The organism is Paenibacillus sp. FSL H7-0690, from assembly GCF_037980415.1.
Taxonomy (GTDB): domain Bacteria; phylum Bacillota; class Bacilli; order Paenibacillales; family Paenibacillaceae; genus Paenibacillus_AQ; species Paenibacillus_AQ odorifer.
Genome location: NZ_CP150281.1, coordinates 6,151,301 through 6,169,516, shown reverse-complemented (window position 1 = coordinate 6,169,516; position 18,216 = coordinate 6,151,301). Strand labels below are relative to the sequence as shown.

At 40.8% G+C, this 18,216-nt stretch carries 19 protein-coding genes; 18 read left to right on the top strand and 1 reads right to left on the bottom strand.

Annotated features, from left to right (window positions below; genetic code table 11):
- Positions 1–202: 202 nt before the first annotated feature.
- From MHI32_RS27090 to MHI32_RS27075, 4 genes are all read left to right on the top strand, one after another.
- On the top strand, positions 203–1,210 hold the full coding sequence (locus tag MHI32_RS27090) for a cation diffusion facilitator family transporter (protein ID WP_340012775.1): 1,008 nt from the start codon (positions 203–205) through the stop codon (positions 1,208–1,210).
- Positions 1,211–1,284: 74 nt separating this feature from the next.
- Positions 1,285–1,605 carry a metal-sensitive transcriptional regulator gene (locus MHI32_RS27085; RefSeq protein WP_076128794.1) on the top strand — a complete coding sequence of 107 codons (321 nt, stop codon included), beginning with the start codon at positions 1,285–1,287 and terminating at the stop codon, positions 1,603–1,605.
- A 105-nt stretch (positions 1,606–1,710) separates the two neighbouring features.
- A complete protein-coding gene (locus tag MHI32_RS27080; protein WP_076128792.1) occupies positions 1,711–2,040 on the top strand; it encodes a four-helix bundle copper-binding protein in 330 nt (109 codons plus the stop codon).
- Positions 2,041–2,261: 221 nt separating this feature from the next.
- Positions 2,262–3,260: a globin-coupled sensor protein gene (locus tag MHI32_RS27075; RefSeq protein ID WP_076137072.1), complete on the top strand. Its 999-nt coding sequence runs from the start codon at positions 2,262–2,264 to the stop codon at positions 3,258–3,260.
- A gap of 79 nt (positions 3,261–3,339) precedes the next feature.
- On the opposite strand, the gene MHI32_RS27070 is transcribed toward MHI32_RS27075, so the two are convergent.
- A complete protein-coding gene (locus MHI32_RS27070; protein ID WP_155288200.1) occupies positions 3,340–3,510 on the bottom strand; it encodes a hypothetical protein in 171 nt (56 codons plus the stop codon).
- A 137-nt stretch (positions 3,511–3,647) separates the two neighbouring features.
- Here MHI32_RS27070 and MHI32_RS27065 point away from each other — a divergent pair, with 137 nt between their 5' ends.
- From MHI32_RS27065 to arsC, 14 genes are all read left to right on the top strand, one after another.
- Positions 3,648–3,971: a PadR family transcriptional regulator gene (locus tag MHI32_RS27065; RefSeq protein WP_036681391.1), complete on the top strand. Its 324-nt coding sequence runs from the start codon at positions 3,648–3,650 to the stop codon at positions 3,969–3,971.
- Positions 3,972–3,987: 16 nt separating this feature from the next.
- Positions 3,988–4,524: a DUF2812 domain-containing protein gene (locus MHI32_RS27060; protein ID WP_076185471.1), complete on the top strand. Its 537-nt coding sequence runs from the start codon at positions 3,988–3,990 to the stop codon at positions 4,522–4,524.
- Positions 4,525–4,762: 238 nt separating this feature from the next.
- On the top strand, positions 4,763–5,995 hold the full coding sequence (locus MHI32_RS27055; RefSeq protein ID WP_254847763.1) for a glycosyl hydrolase family 8: 1,233 nt from the start codon (positions 4,763–4,765) through the stop codon (positions 5,993–5,995).
- 671 nt (positions 5,996–6,666) lie between these two features.
- Positions 6,667–7,467: a CPBP family intramembrane glutamic endopeptidase gene (locus tag MHI32_RS27050; RefSeq protein WP_076282684.1), complete on the top strand. Its 801-nt coding sequence runs from the start codon at positions 6,667–6,669 to the stop codon at positions 7,465–7,467.
- Positions 7,468–7,604: 137 nt separating this feature from the next.
- On the top strand, positions 7,605–9,986 hold the full coding sequence (locus tag MHI32_RS27045; protein ID WP_340011404.1) for an ATP-binding protein: 2,382 nt from the start codon (positions 7,605–7,607) through the stop codon (positions 9,984–9,986).
- Positions 9,964–10,620, top strand: a complete 657-nt coding sequence (locus MHI32_RS27040; protein WP_038573390.1) for a response regulator transcription factor — start codon at positions 9,964–9,966, stop codon at positions 10,618–10,620. Before MHI32_RS27045 ends, MHI32_RS27040 begins: the two co-directional genes overlap by 23 nt.
- 168 nt (positions 10,621–10,788) lie before the next feature.
- A complete protein-coding gene (locus tag MHI32_RS27035; RefSeq protein WP_076303121.1) occupies positions 10,789–11,307 on the top strand; it encodes a DinB family protein in 519 nt (172 codons plus the stop codon).
- A 16-nt stretch (positions 11,308–11,323) separates the two neighbouring features.
- Positions 11,324–11,467 (top strand): hypothetical protein, encoded by a 144-nt coding sequence (locus tag MHI32_RS27030; protein WP_162636847.1) that lies wholly within the window; start codon positions 11,324–11,326, stop codon positions 11,465–11,467.
- 207 nt (positions 11,468–11,674) lie between these two features.
- Complete coding sequence (locus MHI32_RS27025) at positions 11,675–13,636, top strand: ABC transporter ATP-binding protein/permease (RefSeq protein ID WP_076128781.1); 1,962 nt, start codon at positions 11,675–11,677, stop codon at positions 13,634–13,636.
- Positions 13,637–13,664: 28 nt separating this feature from the next.
- Positions 13,665–14,333, top strand: a complete 669-nt coding sequence (locus MHI32_RS27020; protein ID WP_076128780.1) for a response regulator transcription factor — start codon at positions 13,665–13,667, stop codon at positions 14,331–14,333.
- Positions 14,334–15,677, top strand: a complete 1,344-nt coding sequence (locus tag MHI32_RS27015; RefSeq protein ID WP_340011401.1) for a HAMP domain-containing sensor histidine kinase — start codon at positions 14,334–14,336, stop codon at positions 15,675–15,677.
- Positions 15,678–16,015: 338 nt separating this feature from the next.
- Positions 16,016–16,342: a metalloregulator ArsR/SmtB family transcription factor gene (locus tag MHI32_RS27010; protein ID WP_076128778.1), complete on the top strand. Its 327-nt coding sequence runs from the start codon at positions 16,016–16,018 to the stop codon at positions 16,340–16,342.
- 128 nt (positions 16,343–16,470) lie between these two features.
- A complete protein-coding gene (locus tag MHI32_RS27005) occupies positions 16,471–17,760 on the top strand; it encodes an arsenic transporter (RefSeq protein WP_076128777.1) in 1,290 nt (429 codons plus the stop codon).
- Positions 17,761–17,781: 21 nt separating this feature from the next.
- Positions 17,782–18,201, top strand: coding sequence for an arsenate reductase (thioredoxin) (gene arsC, locus MHI32_RS27000; protein WP_076282680.1), 420 nt, complete (start codon positions 17,782–17,784; stop codon positions 18,199–18,201).
- Positions 18,202–18,216 lie beyond the last annotated feature (15 nt).

The window sequence follows — 18,216 nt, the reverse complement described above, 5'->3', positions numbered from 1 at the left end:
GCAGGAAGAGCTGCGGAGGGTCCTCTTTATTTTATTAGGTCAGAGACAATCATTTGTTGCTTTTTTATTGACAAGAAGAAAAATCCAGTTAATAATAACATATGAACACATGCTCATATGTTATTATTAACTGGAGCTTTTGAATGTAACTGCGCAGGGCTACGAATACTATCTAGCTGAAGGTAATAGGAGGTTAAGCATGATGAACAAGAAGAACAAACGCAATCATCAGGTCGAGAATGTACACGGGCAACAGTCCAATCACGATCACAGTAACCACGACCACACTCATGAAGGACACAGTCACTCCCATGGCTCTCACGGGCATCAACATTTTGATCCTAGTGGAAATAAAAAAGGGCTTTTGATTGCGTTGATCATTACGGTTGGAATTATGTTTTTGGAGTTTTTTGGTGGGTTGATTACTAACAGCTTAGCCCTGTTATCGGACAGTGGGCATATGCTAAACGATGCAAGCTCTCTAGCATTAAGCCTAGTAGCGGTCTGGTTTGCAACTAAACCTGCTTCTCCGAACAAAACGTATGGTTTTCATCGATTTGAAATTTTGGCGGCACTCTTAAACGGAGTTACTTTATTTGTAGTTGCTGGATTTATCATTGTAGAAGCTTATGGGCGGTTTTTTGAGCCGCCGACAGTTGCCAGCGGATCTATGATGCTGATCGCAAGTATTGGTCTTTTAGCCAATGTGGCTAGTGCATGGTCGCTTATGAGAAAAGGGGATGTGAAAAATAACATTAATCTCCGTAGTGCTTATCTCCATGTGCTTGGTGATGCTTTAGGTTCAGTAGGGGCAATTATTGCCGGTTTAATCATGATGATTTTTGGCTGGTATGTTGCTGATCCAATCATAAGCGTACTGGTTGCTCTATTGATTCTTAGAGGGGCATGGGGAATTATCAAACATACCGTTCACGTCCTTATGGAAGGCACCCCGATTACAATTAATCCAGCTGAAGTAAATGAAATCCTCGAAAGCATTGAGGGGGTTAGAAATGTTCATGACCTGCATATCTGGACCATAACTTCGGGATTAGATTCACTCAGCTGTCATATCTTAATTGAAGAGGAAGCAGATGACCAACGCATTTTGCAGCAAGCGATTCGGTTAATTGCCGATCATTTCAAAATTCAACATACAACCATTCAGGTTGAAACTTCAGCTATAGTTCATGAAGAATTGAAAATCTAATCAATGATTTATTTTTTGAATAGAATAGGGGGGCTATAGTATAATAAAAATACGAGGAAAGGGGTGATCGGTGCATGGATAATCTGACTCACGAGCATGAATCATGCAGTACGGATGAGCGGAAAAGTCATCACTCAGATAAAACTAAAAAGAATTTGATTAGCCGGCTCAATAGAATTGAAGGTCAGGTTAGAGGGCTAAAAGGGTTAATTGAAAAAGACACCTATTGTGATGATGTGCTGCATCAAATCTCCTCGGTCCAATCTGCATTGAACGGCGTGGGCAAGCTTTTGCTGGAGCATCATATGAAAAGTTGTGTAGTGGAACGTATCCAGGAAGGTGAGAACGAGGTACTGGATGAACTATTAGTTACCATTAATAAATTAATTAGATAATTGATCAATCGGAAGGATTCCCCGGAATCCTTTTTTATTTGCTTAAATTGGGTATATATAGAGTAGGGGACTATCCTAATTAATGAATTGAGAGGAGAATGTGTTATGGCACATCAAAACTACAAAGAGTGTATCGATGAGTGTTTAAAATGTATGATAGCTTGCAATCACTGTTACTCAGCTTGTTTGGATGAGGATCATGTGGGGATGATGAAGGAGTGCATTCGCCTGGATCGTGAATGTGCAGATATATGCGAGTTTGCAGCTCATGCCATGTCGATGAACAGTAAATATGCAACAGAGATTTGTTTAGCTTGTGCAGAAGCTTGTGAAGCCTGCGGCAACGAATGCCAAAAGCATGATCATGAACATTGCCAGCAATGTGCAGAAGCTTGTTTTGCTTGTGCAAAAGTTTGCCGTGAAATGGCGGCGTAAATTAAAGCTTGAAACTGAAAGGGCTGCTGCGGCAGCCCTTTATTCATGAATAGGAAACCAAATCTAAGGGCAACTAGCGAGGTTTTGTAAAATTATTAAGCAATATAGGTAAATATAGTGTTAAAATTTATTGAAATAATACCTTTATAATCAAGAGATATAGATGCCATAGGGGATGGCTGAGAAAAATAAACAGTTATGAGAGGGATGTTAACGACGGTATGATCAATCTTAGTCCAGAACGACTCCAGCAAGTTAGCTATATAGGGATTACTGAGGCTGATTTAGAATTATTAAAAAGCAAGGAGAAAGAATTCAACTTAATCGTTAGCTCATTGGTTGAGGAGCTGTATAAACAGATGACGATGGAGCCAGAACTGCTCCACATCATTGAGCAGCACAGTACACTGGATCGATTGAAAGAAACACAGCAGTGGTATTTTTTATCTATGGCCGCTGGTGTGATCGATGAAGCATTTATTGAAAGACGTTTGCTTATCGGGAAAATCCATTCCCGTATTGGATTAACAACGAATTGGTATTTGGGGACGTACATATTATATCTGGATCTGGCTACTGCTTATTTTGAACGGATATTACCAAACGAGTGGAAGCCTGTTATCCATGCCTTAACCAAGATGTTTAATCTCGATTCACAGCTCGTTCTTGAAGCCTATGAAGTGGATGAAAAAGCAAAAATAGAAAACTTGCTGGAGAAGCAAAATCACCTGCTTACAGGAGTGAGTTCAGCCGTTCAGGAGCTGGTATCTTTGATGGTTCAATTAAAGGATAGCAGTGAATCGATAGAAAGTTTAGCTAGTAAAAATGCTGATTATCAAGAGAAAACGCATCAAACGGTATTATATTTGGACAAAGAGGTGGAGTCTATTCATCAAGTGGGTACGATGATTAGAGAAGTGGCTGATCATACGCATCTTTTAGGCCTGAATGCGGCTATTGAAGCAGCCAGAGCTGGGGAGTTTGGAAGAGGTTTTGAAGTTGTGGCTAATGAAGTTCGTAAGCTAGCCCGTCGCTCAAAGGATTCACTGGTAACCATTGACCAGAAACTCGACAATATCAATGCCACCCTTTCCAAGGTGAAAAAAGAATCGGAACACAACTCCATGTATTCCAAGGATCAGGTCAAAAGCTCTCAAGAGCTGGCTTCCTTCGTGAACTTAATTGAAAAAGTGACTGCTGAGTTAGAGAGCTTGAAATGAAACTGCTACGGATTGAAACACTCCTTCAGAAAAATCTGAGGAGTGTTTTTTTGTTTGAAGAAGTTATTAGCGGTATAGCTTAAACATCAGTTTTGGAGACACCGTTTAAGCTGGGCACATAATCAGCAGCCTTATCGATGTTCACCATCTGAGCGGCTTCATTGAAATTGTTGTTATTCTCCGCATTGTTTTTCTTACTTGGTTGATGTTTTCCTGGAGCTTCTTTGGGATTGGCACTATTTTTGGGCATGACATTCACCTCCATATTCTTCACCTAGTATGAGAAGGTAGTTTTAATTTTATGCCAGCAGTTGACAAGTGTATCATTAAAAGATATAGTTCATTTAATGATATATCTTTTAATGATACATATGAGGAGGTGATTAAGTGTCAAGAACGGACTCATTGGAAATGGGAGAGCTCACAGACACTGCATTTTATATTCTCTTGTCTTTAGTCGAAGCCAAACACGGATATCTGATTATGAAATCAATCGAAACGATGACGAACAATCAATTTTCAATTGGGCCTGCTTCCATGTATACAACCATTAAGAAGCTGCTAGCGGCTGAATTTATTGAGCTGTATAAAGAAGAAGAGGACGACAAACGAAAAACGTATATTGCAACGGAAAAAGGGATTGGATTGCTAAGAAAAGAAGTAGAGCGCCGAAAAGAAATGATTAGACATGCAGAACAAATTCTCAAATAAAAGGTGGGGAATAGGCATGAAGAATACAAAATATGTGACCAGCGGGGGCTTAGCTTTTACTGAAAAAGGAGATATGCAGAAATTGAGTAAGTATGCCAAAGGGGGCTGGCTCCTGGAGAGCTTTGCACCTTTGGGTTATAAGTTAAGAAAGGGAGATCCTCAGAATCTTGAGTACAGTGTAGATTATCACACAAATGTCGATGAGGAGTATTATTTGATTTTTGAAGATGCCGGATGGACTTATGTCTGTTCTGCCGGAAATGGGTTTCATATCTTTCGGGCAGCTGCAGGTACGGCGCCTATCTACTCGGACACAGGGACCCTCATTGACAAATATGAACGTGAAAAGAAAACGATGGGCAAAGTAGCCTTGCCATTGCTTATAGCTTTGATTGCTTTTATCTTCCTAGCGATCTTGGGCGTTAATGGATGGTTACCTGAGATCGTGAGGAATATCAGCCTGGTGTTAGTAGTGGTCACACTTTGTATGTTGGTCTTTCCGGGTCTTCCATACATTGCGTATCGATTCAAATTGAATAAATTACGAGAATAGCGAATGGATTTTTATCTAAAGGATGTTTGCACAGCCATGAATGAAGTTGGTTGTGGAACCATCCTTTTTTTAGTTGAGGAGTGAGAACAAATCTAAGTCTCAGATATATAGTACTAATGATCTATTAATGGAATTGCTTATATATTAATTCCATATTCTGTATTACAATGATAGCGAATACGAATTAGCTTGCTGTTTTCTTTCAAATTTATTACCACAATTGAAGAGGAGGCAATGAATGATGAAGAAGGATGCAAAGCTTAGGTTGAGTTGGAAAAGCCTTATTGTCGTATGCTTGGTAATTAGTATTCTTCCTGCCGGTTCCGCGTTTGCAGCAGTGAACAAACCTTTTCCGCAACATACCACCTACACGAGTGGATCTATCAAGCCAAACAATGTAACCCAGACCAGTATGGATAATTCAGTGAAGACCAAATGGGATGCGTGGAAAACGGCCTATCTCAAACCAGCTGGCACTGGCAAATATTACGTTAAGTATAATTCAGATGGAGAAACGGTATCTGAAGCACATGGTTACGGGATGTTGTTCACAGTTTTGATGGCTGGTTATGACAGCAATGCTCAGACTTATTTTGACGGCTTATATAATTATTACAAGGCTCACCCAAGTGCAATTAACCCTTATTTGATGTCCTGGAAGCAAAACAGCAGCTTTCAAAATATTGAAGGCGAGGACTCTGCTACAGATGGAGATATGGATATAGCGTTCTCATTGCTGCTTGCGGACAAGCAGTGGGGAAGTAGTGGGACGATCAATTATTTACAAGCTGCAAAAGATATCATTAATGCGATTATGGACAATGAGATTAACCAGACACAGTGGACGATCCGTCTAGGTGACTGGGCGAATAGCGGCTCGTATAATACGGCAACTAGACCTTCTGATTTCATGCTAAATCATTTAAAAGCATTCCAACAGGCTACAGGAGATACCCGCTGGACGAATGTTATCGATAAAACGTACACGATTATAAATAGCCTTTATACGGGTTATAGCTCTAGCACTGGGCTCTTGCCTGATTTCGTAGTTTACTCTGGGGGTGTGTATAAACCTGCTGCGGCGAATTTCCTTGAGGATGCCAATGACGGGAATTACAATTACAATTCTTGTCGTACCCCATGGCGGATCGCAACAGATTATTTGATTACTGGAGACAGCAGGGCGCTTACGCAGCTCAATAAGATGAATAGCTGGATTAAGACTAAAGTAAGCAGTACACCTGGTAGTATAAAAGATGGGTACAAGCTAAACGGAACCGTATTTGGAAGTTACAATAGCGGTGCCTTCTATGCTCCATTTGGAGTCAGTGCGATGACCTCATCAACTTACCAAAGCTGGTTGAATTCTCTCTGGAGCCACACAGCAAGCAGTGCTGCAGAAGATTACTATGAAGACAGCATCAAGCTGTTTTCGATGATCGTTATGTCTGGTAACTGGTGGACCTATTAAGATAACGTATAGTTAGAAAAAGGCTGTCCCCAAAACGTTCATGCCCAAAACCATAAAAGTCAAACAGAACAGCGATTCTCCTAATATCGGGGAATCGCTGTTCTGCATTTTTGGTCAACTACTGTTTGCTTCAGTAGATTAGGGGCAAAAGTAAAGCCACCTGATCTCTAATGTTACGGCGGAGCATCCTTTATTTGATAACCAATTGAATCATGGAGCGTACCTAATGATGCTCCAAATGATGCAATAAGTGAAGCATTTATACAGCAATTGGGGAATTCCTCCCTAAAATTCAGAGATTTCTGTTCATCAGACTTATAATTAGGGAAAACTTCCCTGAATTTTGGCCGATTCAGTAACTAATAAAGAAATCCCCCTGATTATTAGGGAGGAATTCCCTGATTCCGTCCTTTTAGAGCCAAAATCGGCTATTTTCAGGGAGTATTTCCCTAATTAGTTTACACTTACGCTGCACATCGCACATCGCTCACCAATTCACTATTTTTAGGACAACCTTACTGAAGACTTTGCGGCATACAGATAAGTAGTACCGCAAAAGAATTGTGGTTTTAACGAACGTTGTTTTCGGTGAAACGTCCTGCCTGGTTATATACAATTGGATTAAATAGGAAGATATAGTTCCTTATATCTAAAAAGGGTAGGTGATAATATTGCTCTCAGACAAGAAACAATCTCTTCTATTTATTATTATCGTATGGGCAATGGCGTTAGGGATGTTGCTGCTTCCGGAATCGGCGCAAGGTCTGTATGGATTTACTCCTTTTTTCACAGTATGTATCATGATGTTTCTGATTGTGAGAGATGGATACAGTGCTGAGGGATGGAGAAGGTTGGGCTTCAAATTTAGGGGAGGCAAAGAATACATATTGGCTTTAGTTATTCCCTTAGGTTCACTGGGAGCGGGATATGCTGTCTATTGGATGGGATGGAACTCAAGCTTAATTTCTCCAGATTCATGGATCAAGACTGCTATATATTTGCTCGTTTACATTGTTCTTGGTTCATTATCTGCTTTGGGGGAAGAGATCGGTTGGAGGGGTTGGCTGCTCCCGCGTTTTCAATGGATGGGAAGAGTAAGTTCTAGTGTAACAATGGGCTTAATCTGGGCTATATGGCATTATCCGGCGATTCTTGGGCCGCGTGCTTATCATTCCTCTGGAAGCCGCTGGCTCGTGGTGGTGCTCTTTACCTTATCTGTTATGTTTGCGGGCATCATTATAAATGAACTGCGTCTGACCTCCGGTAGTATTTGGCCAGCAGTGCTTTTACACGGAACTAATAATGCTGTAGATAGTGTTTTGCACAATATTACTGTCAGTTCTTCACCTATGTTGGAGTATGTAGCCGGGGAGAGTGGTTGGGTTCCGGTGATTTTATATGGTTGCGCAGCTATATGGATTCTGAATCGAAACCACAGAGTGAAGCAGCAAAAAGCCAGGATAGAGCTATAATTTAATGCGGATATTTAGAGGATAAGGAATATCATGCATAAAAGTATATAATTTCCTGTGTGATTCATATAAAATGGTAGGGGAATACCAAATAAGAATAGAGATATGTATAATTTTGTTCGTTCGGGGGATTTGAAATGACAGTAAAACTCCGCCAGTTATTCATATCAGGGTTACTTTGCATTTTTGTTTTTCTTATTATTCATTTTGTGTGGGTCATTCACTCTAACATCTTGCTTGGCGTTGGTCTGGAGCAGAATGAAGAAGGGCAATATTATATTGCTGAGGCAGACGTTTCAAGCGAAGGGTATAAACAGAATTTAAGGGAAGGGGATATCTTATTACGGGTTAATGGGAAACCGATTGATAAAGTGGATGAAGCTGTGAGATATGGAAGCTTAACTCAGGTTCAATCCGTTGACCTTCTTCGTAATTCCAAAGGGGGGGCTCCACTTGCTTTGCATTATGATATTGAGAATAAGTCCTCCATCTATCATACGTTTACCCAGCTTGTAGTCCCTGGAGCGACATTTGTTTTTTTGGCAGTGTTAAGCCTTCTATTATACCGCAGGAGAAGCGGGGATCGCTCAGCAGAGCTGCTGATTTTATTCTTTTTATTAGTCGGAATAACTTACTTTGCGGGATATGCCTCAAGTAGATCTGATCTTATAGGTAGAATCGCGATGGGTTGCGTGTTGCCTTTAATTCCACTGGTTTTTATTCACTTTCTCCAAGTATATCTGAAACGATTTGATGTATTAGTTCTATCTACTACTGTAATCAAAATATACTATGGCCTGGTCATTTTACTAAGCCTATTTTCCACCTCCAGTCTAATGGTTTACTCCTGGGATAGATCTTTGTATTCCTTTATAAGGTTAATTATTATTGGGTTCTTTATTTTTGGGATTTTTTACAGCATATTTAAGCTGCTATATTTATACCTTGCTTATCGAAGCACAGCGCTTAAATCGATGTTTAAAATTATGCTTACCGGACAAATCCTTGCATTTACACCGTTTGTTCTCTTCTCAGCTGCACCCATTGCTGTTGGGGTCAACCTGATTCCTTACGAAATTACTACGATCTTTTTGTTTTTGATGCCAGTTACTTATTTTTATCTGCTGACGGCTAGGCAACTATTTGATATTGATTTCGCTTTTAATCGGTTTAAATATTATTTATTAATTGCTTTTTTTCCCGCGCTAATGATTGTAGCCGTACTTGCGATCATTCAGAGCAGGCAAGAGTATGATTGGATCAAATGGATTCAGATGTTTTTGGTTGTATATTTATCTATTACAATCTTTTTATTCTTTAAGGAGAAAATAGATTATTATTTCCGGCCTAAACTGTTCCGTGAGCTTTATCATTATCAAGGTAGTCTGGAGCGATTCTCGAAGCAAATCTCCAAGGTTATGAAGCGGGCTGATTTGGAGGCTGCAATTCACAAGGAAATCAATGAGATTTTACCGGTTAGTCGGTCTGCTTTTTTTGAGAGAGATGAGGATATGAGTAACCTCGAACAAATAGTCGACAATTCGGGCCAAGAGATCAACATAGAATTTGTATCGAAATCTCCAGTTTTTAAGGTAGGAGAAGTAGTTCAACTCAAACAGGGGATCTTACTCGTAATCGGACGTCACCAAAAAAAAATTCATCTCCTCTGGATTGATCATAAGAAGAACCATACAAAGCTTAATTCAGATGAGCTTAACTGGTTAAATACCCTCGCAAATTATGCGAGTATTGTCTATGAGAATTTATATCTTATTGAAGGCTTGATTGAAGACCTTGAAGCAGAGATGAAAAAAGAGCTACATGCAGCACCATGGGTTCTACGCCTGATCTTTAACTTATCAGAGAAAGAACGCAGAAAGCTGGCGGCGGATTTACATGATTCTGCTCTTCAGGATCAGCTCATTTGGCTTCGCAGGCTGGAAACACTGATCTCCGATCATGATATTGAGGCGGATATTTTGCCAGAGCTGCTTCAGATTAAAGAGGGACTTCTGGATGTGATATATCAGATTAGGGAGACCTGCAATGAACTGCGTCCACCGCTGCTAAGAGAGACCGGAATTGTGAAGGCACTGGAACTATTGTTTGAGTATGCCCAGCTGCAGTCCAACTACATTATCACCTTTACATCCAGTCCGATTGGTGAGCTAAGTGAAGACCTGGTGATTGCGTTGTATCGAATAGTACAGGAGCTCCTGCGGAATGCCGGGAAACATGCCAAGGCGAATCAGATTGAAATTGAGCTGGACCAGCAAGAGCACCTCTATTTTCGATATAAGGATGATGGGATTGGCATGAATATAGTTGATATCAGGGAATCTTTTCAGCATATGGGCCTGTCTGGAATCAAAGAACGTGTTGCTAGCTTAGAGGGGGAGTGCACTTTTACCTCGGAGAAAGGGAAGGGACTGGAGGTTATTATTTATTTACCGACAATGGCTTTTGTAGAAGAAAAGCACAGAGGAGGCGATGACGATGATACGTATCTTGTTGGTTGATGATCATCCTTCAGTCGGAGAAGGAACCAAAACTATGATTGAGCAGGACGCGGATATGGAGGTTACTTTTGTTTTGTCAGCGATGGAAGCTTTGGATAGGCTGGAGCAACAAGAATTTGATGTGATCTTATGCGACCTCAACATGCCTACGATCAGCGGACTTGAATTCGCCAAAAGAGCCGTTCAACGTGATCCTGAATCTAAAGTGGTGATTTATACCGGATATGAGATCAGTGCTCATTATAATCTTTTGATGGAGTCAGGGGTCACAGGATTTATCTCTAAAACAGCTTCCCGGGAACAGTTGTTAAATACCATTCGTTGTGCACTAAGGAATGAGGCGGTCATTCCGGTGTCTTTACTTAAACAGCTACGAAGAAATGATATCAAGATTTCTAATCACCGGGATAATCGGCTGCTTGAAGAAGTGTCCATTAATCAAAGAGAACAGGAAATACTCCAAGAAGTAGCTAGTGGAAAAAGCAATAAAGACATAGCCAGCAAGCTTTTAATGTCACAAAGGACTGTAGAGTATAACCTGACGAGAATCTTTGAGAAGCTTAGTGTACATTCCAGATCCGAAGCTATAGTGGAAGGGAAGCGACTAGGTCTTGTTAGGATGGAGACTTTCTAAGTTGAAGCCCATACAACCCAATACATAGTTTTGTTAGTTTTATTCATGGTGTTAAGCACCTCACTTTGACATCTTGATCGTCATTACCTGTAATTCATAATTCTGAACCATTCCGGTATTTAGAGTATTATTCTGAAGAAATCAAGGAGGAACATCCATATGATTGACATGAACCAAATATTTTTGATTACAGATATCCTAGGTTACTCCCCGCAAATCAGCCGACTTTTATCCATGATGAACTATGCAAGATATACAACATTAGAAGCCGTTAAGGGTCTAACTGTGGAACAACTGGATTATTTATTGGATGCTCAGAGTAACTCTATTGGAGCGTTATTATTGCACTACGCTGCTGTAGAATATGCATATCAAGTGGCAACGTTTGAGCAAAGAGATTTGTCTGAAGAAGAGCTAACGAGATGGGGGCCAGCATTAAATTTAGGAGACGAAGGACGAGCCAATATTAAGGGGAATGACCTGAGCTATTATTTAGATCGCCTAAATGAAGTTAGACAAAAGACTTATGAATTATTCGCAACCGTCGATGATAATTGGTTATATACTGAAGAGGAATTCTGGCATAACAAACCTGCGAACTACTATTTTATGTGGTTTCACGTTTTTGAGGATGAAATCAATCATAGAGGCCAGATTAGGCTGATCCGAAAAAGAGCACTAGCTTAAGAAAGGAGGCGCGCGAATGGAGTACATAGAGAAAAATATAAAGCCTTTATTTAAGAAATATCCGCTGCTCTCGAAATTTGTATTAACAGTGGTGATTATAGACATCGTTTATTACGCCGGAAAACAAGTTGGAGGATTAGCTTATTACCTCATGCACTAATTTCTTTTGAAAATAAGCCGAATAGAAAAGGCGAGTTCCACTCATTTTGAGTGTGAATTCGCCTTTTTATATTGCTTAACCTAAATATCTGCTGTAGCTTTGACTCTTCCATGTGGCTATCCAGTTCATTATCAGTTCACACAAATTTGTTAGGATATGAAACATCAAAAGAGATATAGAGCATGACCAGGAGAGGAAGAGAAACAAATGAAAATATTAGAAGTTAAACATGTAAAGAAATCATATACTTTGTACGGTAAAGAAAAGGTGCCAGTACTCCATGATGTGAATCTAAGCTTTGAGACAGGTGAATTCGTCTCTATTCTAGGTGAGTCTGGCTGCGGAAAGTCCACACTGATGAACATCATTGGGGGAATGGACTCCGATTATGAAGGCGAGGTCCTTGTCCGCGGAAAGAATTTAAGCACGATGACCGAAAAGGAAATGGATGATTATCGTAAGAACAATATTGGTTTCGTTTTTCAAAATTTCAATCTGATCCCGCATCTGTCAGTTTTGGAGAATGTTACAGTGGCGATGCAGATGACGGATACCAGTGAGAAGGACCGTAATAAACGTGCTATAGATATTTTGACTGAGGTAGGCTTGAAAGAGCACCTGAAAAAACGTCCCAATCAGCTGTCCGGTGGACAGAAGCAAAGAGTGTCCATCGCCCGCGCGCTAGCGAATAATCCTGATATTATTTTGGCAGATGAACCTACAGGGGCATTGGACAAGGATACCGGCGATCAAATTTTAGCCTTATTGGACAGCATAGCCAAAAGAGGGATATTGGTCATTACCGTGACCCACTCACAGAAAGTAGCCGACTCTGGTACCCGTATCGTAAAGGTGGAAGAAGGACGGATTAAAGATGATATTCAGTTAAAGGACCGCTCTTTGATTAGTTACGATGGAGGAGAGGGGTCATCCCGGAATCTCAGTTTATTTGCATCTTTTAAAATGGCTCTGCAGAACATGAAGCTCAACGCCAAACGTAATGTATTGGTAGCTTTGGGTGGGTCTATTGGTATTTTAAGCGTACTGTTGATGCTTTCCTTAGGGAATGGAATTACGAACTATATGAATGACGAAATTAATTCAAGTATGGATCCTTTACTCGTGGATATAACTAAACCCAGTGAAGAAGCTAAAGGCATGCAAGGTCCAGAGGCAATGATGTTGCCCGGCGAAACGTTTACGGCTGCCGATATTGAAACCATCCGAAATATTCCAAATGTTGATTATGTAGAAACCATCACTTCCATTTCGGGCAAATCTACTATGGTTTATGCAGATCAGACGGTTAGTCTTACACAATTAACAACCTTAACGGATGCTTTTGCTAAAGAGACGATTACCGCAGGGGCTTTTCCAGAAGGCAAAGAGATATTATTACCCGTGAAAACGGCAAGTAAATTAAGCGGAAATGACAGTCCAGAGTCTTTAGTAGGGAAATCGATTTATCTATATATTAATGAAATGGATGCTAAGCATAAACCGATCACATTGGAACAAGAAGTCACTATCTCTGGTATTTATGAAAGCACTGATCCAAGAGCGCAAATGCAACCCACGGGTTATCTTCCAGCGCAGACTTTGGAGCAAATGTATGTTGACAAGGGGATTACAATAGGTCCAATTCAAGTTAATGCTTTTGCAACCGATATGAAATATGTGAATGATATTAATGCAGCCGCTGTTGATGCTGGATTCTCAGGTTCTCAATCGGCAAAAATCATGGAGCGAATCACAACTTATGTGAATATGGCTACTATAGTTCTCTCTGGTATTGCCGGGATTTCACTTCTCGTATCAGGGATCATGATATTGGTTGTGCTATATATCAGTGTAGTGGAACGGACTAAGGAAATTGGGATTCTTCGGGCAATTGGCGCAAGGAAAAAAGATATCAAACGTATATTCTTTTCTGAATCAGCTTTATTAGGTGTATTCAGCGGTATCTTTGCGGTACTCTTTGCCATTGTCATTAGTTATGTGTTAAATATTCTCTTGGACAATGCTTTTGGAGTGAAACTTATTAATCTATCCGGTTATTATGTGTTATTTGGGATCGTTGTGAGTACCCTGATTAGTATTATCGCCGGTTTGATGCCATCCTCTAAGGCTGCCAAACTGGATCCAATGGAATCTCTACGATATGAATAAATAGGTTAGCGGAGAGGAAAATTGAGAGATGAACACGATTCTAGTGGCGGATGATGATTCTCATATCCGTAGATTAATACGATTATATCTTGAAAAAAACCAATTTTCCGTAGTGGAAGCAGCAGACGGTCAAGAGGCATTAGACATTCTAGCGCATACAAAGATCGATTTGGTGATTGTAGATGTGATGATGCCAAATGTAGATGGTATTGAATTGACCGAAGATATCCGATCTTATATCGATATTCCAATTCTGATGGTTACAGCTAGAGGAGAATCTAAGGACAAAGTCAGAGGATTTAATGCCGGATCAGATGATTATTTAGTCAAACCGTTTGATCCCATTGAATTGGTCCTGAGGGTAAAATCACTATTAAAAAGATATCATTTAACCTCCTCGAGTGTGATTCAACTAGGCGCAGTGATGATTGATCTGGGGAATTTGAACGTTGTTACGGCTCAGAGAACGGTGGAGTTGAAGAAAAAGGAATGTGAGTTGTTATTTGCTCTGGCGGGTTCGCCAGGGCAAATATTCACGCGTTCTCAGCTCATAGAGAATATTTGGGGTGTCGATTATGAAGGCGACGAGCGTACGGTAGATGTGCATATTAAACGTCTGAGAGAAAGACTTGAATCGATTCCCGAGCTAATTATTTCTACGGTAAGAGGACTTGGATACCGTCTGGAGTTGGCCTAAATGTTGAAAAAAAGCCTGCGTCTGCGTATTGTCATTACGTTCATTGGGATTGTGATCGTCAGCTTAATGATCTCTTTTTTGCTAAATGTACGGTTTTCCGAAAATAATGTGACCCCAAACCATATCTTCATTAGAGTAGCTGGAGACGTAGCCAAAGTGCTTACCCTAATCGATGATCCGGAAAAAGCACAGGCATTTACTAAACTGCTTAATAAATATGGGGTCGATATTGCGAAAGTGAGAGTGAATGAGTGGAGTGATGCTGTTTTTTCAGTGGATAAGGAGAAGGTTGCCGCTCTATTTAAGCCAGATTCCACAGACGCAGTGATGCTTAATGATAAGTCTGGTGTTGCTATTGTTGGCGTTCCCATTGTAGATAAGGAGAAAGCTGCGCTCATCATTAAAATTGATTTTTCGTCGAGCTTGATCACATTCAGACGCAACGTGTTTTTTACACTTCTAACGGTTTTAGTCATTGGAAGTTTACTGATTCTCTTGATGTCCGGATTCATTGTTAAGCCTATCAAACGTCTGACGGAAGCAGCTAAAAAAATGGCATCAGGCGATTTATCTGTGCGCTTGACGCATAAAAATCAAGATGAGTTCGGGGAACTGATGGAAAGCTTTAATCATATGGCTAGTGAGCTGCAAAAGATAGATTCAGTTCGTGATGATTTTGTCAGCAATGTGTCCCATGAAATGCAGTCTCCACTTACGTCGATTAGAGGGTTTACTCGAGCGCTGCAAGATGGGGTCGTTCCAATAGAAGAGCAAAAAGAACATCTGGATATTATTTATCAGGAAACGCTGCGCTTATCCCGCCTAAGTGACAATCTGCTTAGATTAGCCTCGCTTGATTCAGAACATCATCCGGTTAATCTCACCACTTTTCAGCTGGATGAACAGTTAAGAAGAGCGATCGTTCTGGCGGAGCCACAATGGGCACAGAAAAACATTCAGATAGAATTGGATTTATTACCCTGCCAAATTACGGTGGATAAAGATTTGTTTGATCAAGTCTGGCAAAACCTAATCAATAATGCTATAAAATATACAAGCCAAGAGGGTATCATTCATGTCGAAATTGAGCGTTCTATAGCGTTTGTGAAGGTTTCTATTAAAGATTCTGGTCAAGGCATACCAGAGGCAGCATTGCCCCGCATTTTTGATCGTTTTTATATGGTGGATAAAGCGCGGAGCAGCGTTCATAAAGGGAATGGACTTGGATTATCTATTGTATTAAAAATTCTAAAAATGCATGATTGTAAAATAGAAGTGGAGAGCAAGGTTGGGGAAGGAACCCAGTTTATCGTCTGGATCCCTGTCTCTCAACCCTATGAATAGTTAACAGGCTGAAGCTTAAGGCAACCGCAGACCCTTTCATTTGTGAACCAAGCAATAGAAGACTCTCAAAAAGTTCCCAGAACTCGGTTCGCGCAAGCCATAGTTGCAGTAGGAACTGAACATTTGATCGGCATGATTGAATTAAATATTAGAAGCCATACGGACAGAAGCGGCGAAATCGGCTATATTGTCCATCCTGATGCCTGGATTCTTTGATGTTCAGTATGTTGGAGGATGAGTGGACGATAGCCCGCTAAAAATCAACTCTTGCTTCCGACTGGTAGATTCACTAGAATATAAGTATTAGCTTATATACTTTCAAGAGGAGGAGAGAAGGAATGCAGACACTAACGGAGATTGCTGAAGACTTGAAGCTGTTCGGAGATAAGACACGATTGGCAATGCTTTCTCTTCTGAAAGAGCGGGAATGGTGCGTGTGTGAATTCGTTGATATCTTTGACATTTCCCAGCCGGCGATTAGCCAGCATTTACGGAAATTGAAAAGTAGAGGAATCGTTCGGGAAAGCAAGCGGGGACAGTGGGTACATTATTCGTTAAATGTCGAGGATAAACCACATCTTAAAGCTGTTCTTCAACAGATGCCTAGTTCCAAATCGATATTGGCTGAACTGAATAAAGAGGCTAAAGAGCCATGCTGCGACTAAATTTCAGGTAAGAATTTTTATGACTTATATATAACTATATAGTTATATAATGATGTTGGATTGAAGTCACATGCTTATATAGGAGTGTTGAAAAAGATGTGGATTGGCAGTAAAAGGGGGATGGCACTTTGGCTATTGTAGCTATCCTTATATTTTTAGTAACTTTAATCCTTGTAATCTGGCAGCCCCGTAATTTATCGATTGGATGGTCAGCCTGCGGTGGCGCGATTATAGCTTTGCTAGCTGGGGTAGTCAGCTTTAATGATGTTCTGGATGTAACGCAGATCGTGTGGAATGCTACTTTAGCGTTTGTGGCTATTATTCTGATTTCTTTAATTCTGGATCGAATCGGATTTTTTGAATGGGCTGCTTTACATATGGCGCGGGCTGCCCGCGGGAATGGCAGACGAATGTTTGTGTATGTCATCGTTCTTGGTGCGTTAGTGTCTGCATTTTTTGCGAATGATGGAGCGGCTCTGATTCTTACGCCTATTGTGCTTGCGATGGTAAGGGCATTGCATTTTGATGAGAAAAAAGTCTTTCCGTTTATTATCGCCAGCGGTTTTATTGCCGATACCACCTCACTGCCGCTCGTGGTCAGCAATCTGGTCAATATCGTATCAGCGGATTTTTTCGGAATTACGTTTATGGAGTATGCAGGCAAGATGATTATACCTACGTTGTTCTCCCTTGTTGCGAGCATCGTGGTGCTCTATTTCTTTTTTCGCAAAAGTATTCCCAAGCATTTTAACGATTCACAGCTAAAAGATCCGCATGAGGCGATTAAAGACAAAAAAATGTTCCAGCTGTCATGGATTGTATTGGCTGTTCTTTTGGTAGGGTATTTTGTCAGCGAATTTTTGGGTATTCCGGTATCTGTGGTTGCGGGGATCATAGCTATTTTGTTCCTGCTTCTCGCGAGAAGAAGCCCTTACGTCAAGGTGAAAGAAGTGATTACAGGAGCGCCTTGGGCGATTGTGTTCTTTTCCATTGGAATGTATGTCGTAGTATATGGACTTCGAAATGTTGGGCTGACGGATTTACTTGCTAAGATGATTGGGTCTATTGCTGATCAGGGCTTATTTGCCGCAACGATGGGTATGGGCTTCATAGCTGCATTGATCTCATCGCTGATGAATAATCTGCCTACCGTTCTGATTGACGCGCTTGCCATTGATGCTACGCATACCACTGGAATCATTAGAGAGGCTTTAATATATGCGAATGTTATAGGCTCGGACTTAGGACCGAAGATCACTCCGATTGGCTCACTCGCCACACTGCTGTGGCTACATGTACTTTCGGCTAAAGGCGTGAAGATTTCTTGGGGAACGTATTTTAAGACAGGTATTATTTTAACCATTCCAACGTTATTTATTACGCTTTTAGGTCTTTATATGTGGTTGTTGATTAACTAATTTGGACAGGGGAAGATCAAGATGAACAAGAGAACGATTTATTTTTTATGTACAGGGAATTCCTGCAGAAGTCAGATGGCTGAAGGCTGGGCTAAGCAATATCTAGGAAAAGAATGGAGCGTGTACAGTGCAGGTATTGAAGCTCACGGTCTAAATCCAAAAGCTGTACAAGCGATGAGCGAAGTAGGCATAGATATTTCCGGCCAGACTTCGGATATTATTGATGCTAATCTGCTGAATAATGCGAATCTGGTCATTACCTTATGCGGAGATGCTGCGGATAAATGTCCAATGACCCCTCCGAAGGTCAAACGGGAACACTGGGGCTTCGATGATCCGGCAAAAGCGCAAGGGAGTGATGAAGAGAAGTGGGCAGTGTTCCAGCATGTGCGTGACCAGATTGGTGAAAGAATCAAACAATTTGCGGAGACGGGTGAATAAGCAAAAGGGAGGAAG

What these genes read in the sequence shown, in the direction of transcription:
- MHI32_RS27090 (WP_340012775.1), top strand. Translation starts at nt 203, where the DNA reads ATGAACAAGAAGAACAAACGCAATCATCAGGTCGAGAATGTACACGGG.
- MHI32_RS27085 (WP_076128794.1), top strand. Translation starts at nt 1,285, where the DNA reads ATGGATAATCTGACTCACGAGCATGAATCATGCAGTACGGATGAGCGG.
- MHI32_RS27080 (WP_076128792.1), top strand. Translation starts at nt 1,711, where the DNA reads ATGGCACATCAAAACTACAAAGAGTGTATCGATGAGTGTTTAAAATGT.
- MHI32_RS27075 (WP_076137072.1), top strand. Translation starts at nt 2,262, where the DNA reads ATGATCAATCTTAGTCCAGAACGACTCCAGCAAGTTAGCTATATAGGG.
- MHI32_RS27070 (WP_155288200.1), bottom strand. Translation starts at nt 3,510, where the DNA reads ATGCCCAAAAATAGTGCCAATCCCAAAGAAGCTCCAGGAAAACATCAA.
- MHI32_RS27060 (WP_076185471.1), top strand. Translation starts at nt 3,988, where the DNA reads ATGAAGAATACAAAATATGTGACCAGCGGGGGCTTAGCTTTTACTGAA.
- MHI32_RS27055 (WP_254847763.1), top strand. Translation starts at nt 4,763, where the DNA reads ATGATGAAGAAGGATGCAAAGCTTAGGTTGAGTTGGAAAAGCCTTATT.
- MHI32_RS27045 (WP_340011404.1), top strand. Translation starts at nt 7,605, where the DNA reads ATGACAGTAAAACTCCGCCAGTTATTCATATCAGGGTTACTTTGCATT.
- MHI32_RS27040 (WP_038573390.1), top strand. Translation starts at nt 9,964, where the DNA reads ATGATACGTATCTTGTTGGTTGATGATCATCCTTCAGTCGGAGAAGGA.
- MHI32_RS27035 (WP_076303121.1), top strand. Translation starts at nt 10,789, where the DNA reads ATGAACCAAATATTTTTGATTACAGATATCCTAGGTTACTCCCCGCAA.
- MHI32_RS27030 (WP_162636847.1), top strand. Translation starts at nt 11,324, where the DNA reads ATGGAGTACATAGAGAAAAATATAAAGCCTTTATTTAAGAAATATCCG.
- MHI32_RS27025 (WP_076128781.1), top strand. Translation starts at nt 11,675, where the DNA reads ATGAAAATATTAGAAGTTAAACATGTAAAGAAATCATATACTTTGTAC.
- MHI32_RS27020 (WP_076128780.1), top strand. Translation starts at nt 13,665, where the DNA reads ATGAACACGATTCTAGTGGCGGATGATGATTCTCATATCCGTAGATTA.
- MHI32_RS27015 (WP_340011401.1), top strand. Translation starts at nt 14,334, where the DNA reads ATGTTGAAAAAAAGCCTGCGTCTGCGTATTGTCATTACGTTCATTGGG.
- MHI32_RS27010 (WP_076128778.1), top strand. Translation starts at nt 16,016, where the DNA reads ATGCAGACACTAACGGAGATTGCTGAAGACTTGAAGCTGTTCGGAGAT.
- arsC (WP_076282680.1), top strand. Translation starts at nt 17,782, where the DNA reads ATGAACAAGAGAACGATTTATTTTTTATGTACAGGGAATTCCTGCAGA.